The sequence below is a fragment of the Candidatus Kryptonium thompsonii genome (assembly GCF_001535985.1).
Lineage (GTDB): Bacteria > Bacteroidota > Ignavibacteria > Kryptoniales > Kryptoniaceae > Kryptonium > Kryptonium thompsonii.
Genome location: NZ_CZVS01000044.1, coordinates 61,352 through 69,249, shown reverse-complemented (window position 1 = coordinate 69,249; position 7,898 = coordinate 61,352). Strand labels below are relative to the sequence as shown.

Sequence of the window (7,898 nt, the reverse complement as noted above, 5' to 3'; positions counted from 1 at the left end):
CAGCCGTTGTGGTTGAACCAGATGCAAACCTTGATTATGCAGTTAAACGAATCGCCCTCGGTTCGTTTGCCCAAGCTGGACAATCATGTATAGCGGTGCAAAGGATCTATGTGCATAAGGACATTTACTCCGAATTCGAGGAAAGATTTGTTGAGGAAACAAAAAAGTTAAAACTTGGTAATCCATTTGAGCCAGATACAATAGTTGGACCGCTCGTCGATGAAAACGCAGCTATAAAAACAGAAAACTGGGTTAACGAGGCGGTTCAAAATGGAGCTAAAATTTTAATTGGTGGCAAAAGGAACGGAACATTTTACGAGCCGACAATTCTTGTTGATGTGAAACCTGAGATGAAAGTAAGTTGTCAAGAGGTTTTCGCCCCTGTTGTGACGCTTGAAAAGTATGATTCATTCGAAGAAGCAATTGATAAAGTTAACAATTCAAGGTATGGGCTTCAGGCGGGTGTCTTTACAAATGATATTAGGAAAATCTTTTACGCTTTTGAAAAAATTGATGTCGGCGGTGTTATAATAAATGATTATCCAACTTACAGAATTGATCATATGCCTTATGGTGGTGTTAAAGACAGCGGATTTGGGCGTGAAGGATTAAGATATGCTATTGAAGAAATGACCGAACTTAAACTTATGGTGTTAAACTTTACTTAAGATGTCGGCTCCTCCGGCACAATTATAGCCATGATGAGGTAAAGCAATATAGCGATACCAAGCGACGAAATTCCAAGTATAACCCAAAGAATTCTTATAACCGTTGGATCTGTGTTAAGATATTCACCAAGACCTCCACATACTCCAAATATCATCCGATTTTTTCTCGATCTAAAAAGTCGTTTCACTGTCCCACTCGCTTCTGTTTCTATTTCAATTTTTTCACCCCCTGATTCTACTCCCGAAATAGATGTATTTCGTTTCCTTTGTATGTAGGTTGCTATTAAAAATATCCCCGCGGCGATAATCAACAACGGAAAAATGTAATTAAAACCCACTTTAAGAAAACGCCAAAACGGCCATCCAAAATTTTCAAGCAATAAACCAATTCCGATAATTACAAGAATTATCCCAAGTATAAAAAGCACGCCCCCGCCTGCTTTCTTCGGTTCAACAGGGGGTTGTTCCTTAGTATGTTCCGGGTTCACTGGAATTATTAGCATGCCAGCAATATAAAGCAATAGCCCAACACCACCCATAAAGAAAAGAAGAATAAAAATTATCCTGACAATAACCGGATCGATCCCAAGATATTCTCCAATCCCACCGCAAACACCGTCAATTATTCTATCATGTCTTGATTTGTAAAGCCGTTTCACTTTTCAAAATAATTTTTGTTTTAATGTTCTACCACTTTGATACGACACTATTTAATTTATTGTTTCACTGCCTTACAACTTATAATTTCAGTCTCCGTGACGATAAAATCAACAGGAACATCACTTGGCGAAGTTTCTATTTTATCCACGATTTGAAAATCATAGACGAGAGCAATTTTAGGGCAGTTTACCTGGCTTAAAAACTTATCGTAATACCCGGCCCCAAAACCTATTCGGTTTCCGAACCTATCAACCGCAATCGCTGGAACAAGAACAAGGTCAATCTCGCTCAAGCCAACTTCTCTTATCTTCTCTGGCTCAAGAATTCCAAAGGTTGATTTTTTAAGCTCGGATATACTTTTCAACTCCGAATGTCGCATAACTTTTCTATCTTTATCAACCACTGGAACAACAACCCTTTTACCAACTGAAAAAAGATAGCTTATAATTTCAATGGTATCAACCTCATTTTTCTTTGAAGAAACATATGTATGAACAGTGTTGGCGGTGTTGAAAATAGGTAATGTTTTTAAATTTTGAAAAATCAGCCTACTTCTCCCCTTTGCTTCTTCTGGTGAAAGCGAATTTCGAATTGACAAAACTTTGTCTCTTATTAACTTCTTGTTCAAATTTTTAAAAACTCATTATCTCTTTTTCCTTCTGCTCAAGCATCAAATCAATCTCTTTTATGTATTTATCGGTCAGCTTCTGAACCTGCTCCTCAGCTCTTTTTCTTTCATCTTCAGAGATATGCTGTTCTTTCTCGATTCTTCTTAAATGTTCATTTGCATCCCTTCGAATATTTCTTATCGCAATTTTACCTTCTTCCCCAAACTTTTTAACAAGTTTAACGATCTCTCTTCTTCTCTCCTCTGTAAGTGGTGGAATTGGAATCCTTATGATATTCCCGTCATTTGTTGGGTTCAAACCAAGGTCAGATGTAAGTATAGCTTTTTCAATCACAGGGATTAAAGATTTGTCCCATGGTGTAACTGTCAAGGTATGCGGATCGGGTACACCTATGGTTGCAACTTTGCTAATTGGTAAACTTTGCCCATAGTAATCTACCTTGATTCCATCAAGCAGAGCTGTTGTTGCCCTCCCTGTGCGTATTCTTGCAAGTTCTTGCCTTGTTATCTCAATTGATTTTTTCATTCTTTCCTCTGCGTCCTTAAGTATTGCCGGTATTGTCGATGGTAGACCCATGTTTATAAACTTCTTTTGTTTTTTATCCTATCTATCTTACTGAGAAACCTCAACCTTATAAACAACCTTTGAACCAATATTCTCTCCCAGAACTATACGCTTCAAATTTCCAGGAACAGTCATGTTAAAAACTATTATTGGAATGTTATTTTCACGCGATAGGGTAATTGCCGTCAAATCCATGACTTTCAAGTTAAGCTTCAAAATATCAAGATAGGAAATCTGAACAAATTTGACCGCGTTTGGGTTTTTCTCAGGATCAGAATCATATATACCATCAACTCGTGTTCCTTTTAAAATAATATCCGCTCCTATTTCAATTGCCCTTAACACAGCAGCCGTATCGGTTGTGAAATAAGGATTCCCAGTTCCAGCGGCAAATATAACAACCCTTCCCTTCTCAAGGTGTCTTATAGCCCTTCTTCTTATAAATGGTTCTGCTATTTGTTCCATTGCAATCGCAGTTTGGACTCGCGTCATTACCCCCTTTTTCTCAAGAACACTCTGCAAAGCAAGCGCATTTATAACCGTAGCAAGCATTCCCATTTGATCTCCAACAACTTTATCAATTCCCTCAGCTACTGCATCAACACCCCTGTAAATATTCCCACCGCCGATGACAATTCCAATTTGAACGCCAAGATCATGTACTTCTTTTATCTCATCAGCAAATTCATTTAAAACAATTGGATCAATTCCATAACTGCGATTTCCCATTAAGGCTTCACCGCTGACCTTAAGAAGAATTCTTTTATAAACTGGCAGGCTCATTTTAAGTGAGATCTTTAATTTGAAAAAATATAAAAAAAGGTCTCAGAAATCTGAGACCTTTTTCACTTATCCACATCCTCCCCAAGATAATACCTCACAAAGCGCCTGATCACAATGTTTTCACCAAATTTAGCAGCAGCCTCATGGATCAAATCCCTTACCGTCTTGCCTTGATCTTTTATAAATGGTTGATCAAGAAGACATACCTCCTCAAAGAACTTTTCAAGTTTTCCTTGAGCAATTTTCTCAGCCACATCTTCGGGTTTGCCCTCAGCGAGCGCCTGCGCTTTGTAAATTTCATACTCCTTTTTTACAACTTCCTCTGGCAATTGCTCCCTGCTTATAACCTTCGGATTCATTGCGGTGATTTGCATTGCTATATCGTGAGCCAATTGTTTAAATTCTTCAGTTCTTGCCACAAAATCAGTCTCACAATTAATTTCAACAATCGCTCCAACTCTGCCACCCGCATGTATATAAGCTTCGACAAGTCCTTGTTTTGTCTCCCTATTCGCATGCTTTTCGAGAACAGATGCTCCTCTCTTCCTTAAGTATTCTATTGCTTTCTCAATATCACCATTTGTCTCCATAAGTGCTTTTTTACAGTCCATTACACCAGCGCCGGTTTTCTCGCGCAGTGCCTTTATTTGTTCAAGCGTTATTTCCATTTTTCAGCTCTTGAAATTTTATTTTTACTTTTGTTCAGTTTCAACTAAAGATCTCTCAGATTCAAGAACAGCTTTTGCCTCAAGGATTGCATCAGTAAAAACTTTGGTGATAAGTTGAATTGATTTTATAGCGTCGTCATTCGCAGGTATTGGATAATTAACCAAGTCAGGATCACAGTTTGTATCCAGCATTGCAAAAATTGGGATGTTCAATTTTCTTGCTTCGGAGACAGCGATATGCTCTTTCTTGATATCAACTATGTAAACTGCCCCAGGCAAAGATTCCATATCTCTTATCCCACCAAGAATTTTCTGATATTTTTCCTTCTCGCGTAGAATCTTCAATCTTTCCTTTTTCGTAAGCTCGTCTATCGTTCCATCTGCTTCCATCTTTTCAATGTTTTGCAGTTTCTTAACACTTTTCTTTATCGTTACAAAATTCGTCAATGTTCCACCAAGCCATCTCTCAATCACATAAGGCATCCCTGCCCTTTCAGCTTCCGTCCTTATAATTTCCCTTGCTTGTTTCTTTGTGCCAACAAATAGAACTTGTTTTCCTTGCAATACAATCTTTTTAACTTCCTCACAAGCGATGTCAAGGTATTCTTGTGTTTTCTTCAAATCAATGATATGAATGCCGTTCTTCTCCATAAAAATAAACGGCTTCATCTTGGGATTCCATCGGCGGGTCAAATGTCCGAAATGCACTCCCGCTTCAAGCAACTGCTGAAGCTCAACTCTCGGCATAAAAATTTTCCTCCGTTTTTAGTTTTGGTTTATCCTCTACTCTCCTCACATCTTTGCGGAATTCGGAGAAACCTCCGAACACCACCGCAAAGATTATCCCGGCTCGCCCGGGACTTGGAGAGTATGCGAGATGAATTTTAACAATATTATCTCTTTGAGAACTGAAATCTTTTTCTCGCCTTGGGTTGTCCATACTTTTTGCGCTCAACCATTCTCGGATCTCGTGTCAAAAGTCCATACTGACGCAAAATTTTTCTGTATGTCTCATCAACCTTTAAAAGAGCTCGCGCTATACCAAGTCTTATCGCGCCCGCTTGGCCAGTTAAACCACCACCTTCAACCCTTGCAATCACATCAAATTGTCCAAGCGTATTTGTCACAACTAAAGGTTGAATTATATCAACACGGTGTGCTTCAATTGGGAAATAATTTTCAAAATCCCTATTATTAACAATTATCTTTCCTGTCCCATGAACCAAACGAACTCTTGCAACTGATGTTTTTCTCCTCCCAACAGCATCGTATGAGACTACAGCCATAATGATAATATCCCAAAATTTTGTTTTACTTTAAAAGTAATTCCTCAGGTATCGGTTCTGGCTTCTGCGCTTGATGCGGATGCTCAGGTCCAGCATAGATTTTAAGTTTCCTGATCATCTTTCTCGCAAGTCTATTCTTTGGCAACATGAGTTTAACAGCGTGCCAAAGAACCCATTCGGGTTTCCTCTTTAAAAGATCCCGCAAACTTTCAAATTTTTCACCACCAGGATAACCCGAATGTCTAAAATAGAACTTTGTCTCCTCTTTCTTTCCAGTGACCTTGATTTTTTTAGCATTGATTACAACAACGAAATCCCCACAATCAACATGCGGGGAAAAAATCGGTTTATGCTTACCCCTTAAAATTCTAGCAATGTTGCTCGCTAATCTGCCAAGGGTTTGCCCTTCTGCATCGATTAAATACCACTTTCTCTGATTGATGACATCTTCCTTCCTTGGCGAAAATGTTCTGTTTGCAATCACATCAGGACTTGCCATCTCCGAAAACCTACCTTTAAATTTTCAATTTTTTGTTTGTAAAAATAACACTTTAAAGCGTAAAAAACAAATTTTATCTAACCCTCTCTAAAACCTTACCAACAACATAAACCAAAGTAGAAACTATCAACCCTGGGAACATCGGTTCAAGCCCAAATGGATAAATAGGAACCCCATCCGAAGACTTAAAAATCTGTCCAATTGCAAACGAAGCAAATGAAGAAACGAATCCAGAAACCATTATTAAAAATGCATACTTTGGACTTGGTGCTAAACCCTCAAAATAGCTTGTAACAACAGGAATTAAAAGTCCAGGTATAGTCAAAGTCCCGATTATATACCAAAGATCCACGACAGATGGGAAATAAATGGCAAGTAAGATTGATACAACAGATGTTATTACAAGCCCAACTTTTGTATAAAGGTTTATCTGGCTTACTTGATTATGCTTCTTCTTTATCCTCCAGATTATATCGTTCCCAATTATGGTAGCCGAAATAAAAACTAAAGTGTTAAGGGTCGACATAATCGTTGCGAGCATTCCGATATAAAATAATCCCTTTGCCACCTTAGGCAACACAACCTCAGCAAGCACAGGATAAGCCATAAGTGGTTGTTCAAGTTCGGGTAATATCGCCCTTGAATATAATCCAGCAGTTATCGTCATAAAATCAAAAATCATCCAAAATAAAATTGAAATTAAAATCCCATACTTTGCCACCCTCTCATTTTTCGCTGCATAGCATCTCTGATAAAAACCTGGATCAACAAGCGTCCATATGGCTATTAAAAACCAGGCGACTATATACTGAATAGAGTTCCCACCTGTCAAACTCAATATTTCCTTGGGAACATTGGCAACAATAAAATCAATCCAACCGTATTTTAAACCTGCAAATGGAATTATTAAACTGAACCCTAAAAACATAAGGAAAAACTCTAAAATATCTGTATAAACATCGGCTCTAAAGCCACCTACAAAAAGATAACTTGTTGAAATAACAGTACTTATTACAACACTCAATTTAAAATCTAGCCCAAATATAATTTGCAAAAGAACACCGAGCATCAAGAAGTAAGGCGCTGGAGTAACAAGTATAAGTGTTAAAATTGTACCGAAAAATGATGTTTTTTTATCATATATTTGAGCAAGGCGTTCTGGTATTGTGAAAAGATTTGATTTACGAACTTTGCCCGCAAGCATAAAAGCAAAAATTGCTCCAAAGATGTAATAAGGTAAACCAAAAACCACCCAAGCTGATAAACCGTGTTTATAAGTAAACTCCCCAACACCTAAAATTCCACCATACCAAGTTGAAACAAGGGTTGCAACAAACATTGGAAGAGTTAAACTTCTACCAGCAAGAAGATACTCCTCAACGCTATCAGCATCATCATTCCTTTTCTTAGCAGTAAATCCAACATAAAGAACACCAATAAAATACAACACAATAAGAACAACATCTTCTATCGCTAAATTAACTCTCATAACCTTTCAGAAGTTATTTTAAAAACAAACACACCTCCTTTCCCGATGTGAATTGAAACTTTGCGCCCAATCGCAACATTGCTTACACCTCTACCGCAGAAAGTTAAATTTTCATTCTTAAGTTTAAATTTTAAGCCAGTTGTCCTTAAAATAAACGCTCTCCTTCCAAGTGGAATAAGCGAGATGATGTCACCCTTATTTGCTACAAATGAGAATTTCTCTGTCGCAAAAAATATCTCGCTACCTTCATCGATTATCTTCAGATTTGCTTTCTTATGATAATTAACAAGTACGCTAAGATTCCCAAGATTATGGTCAACTCTGGTTCCAATAGTTGAAACTATATCAATACTTGTATATCCTTTGCTAATCAAAAACTTAACTGATTTTTCTATATCCGTGCTGTTTTGATCCGAATCGTATATAATTTCCGTCCCTTTCTCTCGAAAGAAGTTCAACACAGTTTTATCAACGGAATCAAGATCCCCAATTATAAAATCAGGTCGAATTTTAAATCTATATGCTATATTTGCGCCACCATCTGCACAAGCAATGACATCATAATTTCGAACTATTTTTCTCAAAAATCGCTTCGATGGGGCATCGCCATTGCATATTAAAATAGCCTTCAAAATCAATACCTCCGATTTTT

General features: G+C 37.7%; 11 protein-coding genes. 1 reads left to right on the top strand and 10 read right to left on the bottom strand.

The features are described from left to right. A partial coding sequence (locus AWW78_RS07195) for an aldehyde dehydrogenase family protein (protein ID WP_047133409.1) occupies positions 1–668 on the top strand: 668 nt, incomplete at its 5' end. Here the strand turns inward: AWW78_RS07195 and AWW78_RS10910 are convergent. The 10 genes from AWW78_RS10910 to AWW78_RS07140 form a co-directional block, all read right to left on the bottom strand. Next, complete coding sequence (locus AWW78_RS10910; protein ID WP_320409888.1) at positions 665–1,327, bottom strand: PspC domain-containing protein; 663 nt, start codon at positions 1,325–1,327, stop codon at positions 665–667. The genes AWW78_RS07195 and AWW78_RS10910 overlap by 4 nt on opposite strands. A gap of 56 nt (positions 1,328–1,383) precedes the next feature. Beyond that, entirely contained in the window at positions 1,384–1,956 is a 573-nt protein-coding gene (locus AWW78_RS07180) for a 5-formyltetrahydrofolate cyclo-ligase (RefSeq protein ID WP_047133400.1), read from the bottom strand. Positions 1,957–1,960: 4 nt separating this feature from the next. Then, positions 1,961–2,482, bottom strand: a complete 522-nt coding sequence (frr, locus tag AWW78_RS07175; protein ID WP_244884401.1) for a ribosome recycling factor — start codon at positions 2,480–2,482, stop codon at positions 1,961–1,963. 87 nt (positions 2,483–2,569) lie between these two features. Further along, positions 2,570–3,304 carry a UMP kinase gene (pyrH, locus tag AWW78_RS07170; protein WP_047133398.1) on the bottom strand — a complete coding sequence of 245 codons (735 nt, stop codon included), beginning with the start codon at positions 3,302–3,304 and terminating at the stop codon, positions 2,570–2,572. A gap of 62 nt (positions 3,305–3,366) precedes the next feature. After that, positions 3,367–3,972, bottom strand: coding sequence for a translation elongation factor Ts (gene tsf / locus AWW78_RS07165; RefSeq protein ID WP_047133397.1), 606 nt, complete (start codon positions 3,970–3,972; stop codon positions 3,367–3,369). A 24-nt stretch (positions 3,973–3,996) separates the two neighbouring features. Continuing rightward, a complete protein-coding gene (gene rpsB / locus AWW78_RS07160; RefSeq protein WP_047133396.1) occupies positions 3,997–4,719 on the bottom strand; it encodes a 30S ribosomal protein S2 in 723 nt (240 codons plus the stop codon). Between the two features lie 146 nt (positions 4,720–4,865). Continuing rightward, entirely contained in the window at positions 4,866–5,258 is a 393-nt protein-coding gene (gene rpsI, locus AWW78_RS07155; RefSeq protein WP_047133395.1) for a 30S ribosomal protein S9, read from the bottom strand. A gap of 25 nt (positions 5,259–5,283) precedes the next feature. After that, positions 5,284–5,757 (bottom strand): 50S ribosomal protein L13, encoded by a 474-nt coding sequence (rplM, locus tag AWW78_RS07150; RefSeq protein WP_047133394.1) that lies wholly within the window; start codon positions 5,755–5,757, stop codon positions 5,284–5,286. Between the two features lie 73 nt (positions 5,758–5,830). After that, positions 5,831–7,246, bottom strand: coding sequence for a sodium:solute symporter family protein (locus AWW78_RS07145; RefSeq protein ID WP_047133393.1), 1,416 nt, complete (start codon positions 7,244–7,246; stop codon positions 5,831–5,833). Then, the gene (locus AWW78_RS07140; RefSeq protein ID WP_047133392.1) at positions 7,243–7,878 is read right to left on the bottom strand and encodes a thiamine diphosphokinase; all 636 of its coding nucleotides are present in this window, start codon (positions 7,876–7,878) and stop codon (positions 7,243–7,245) included. The genes AWW78_RS07145 and AWW78_RS07140 overlap by 4 nt, the downstream gene beginning before the upstream one ends. Positions 7,879–7,898: the final 20 nt, after the last annotated feature.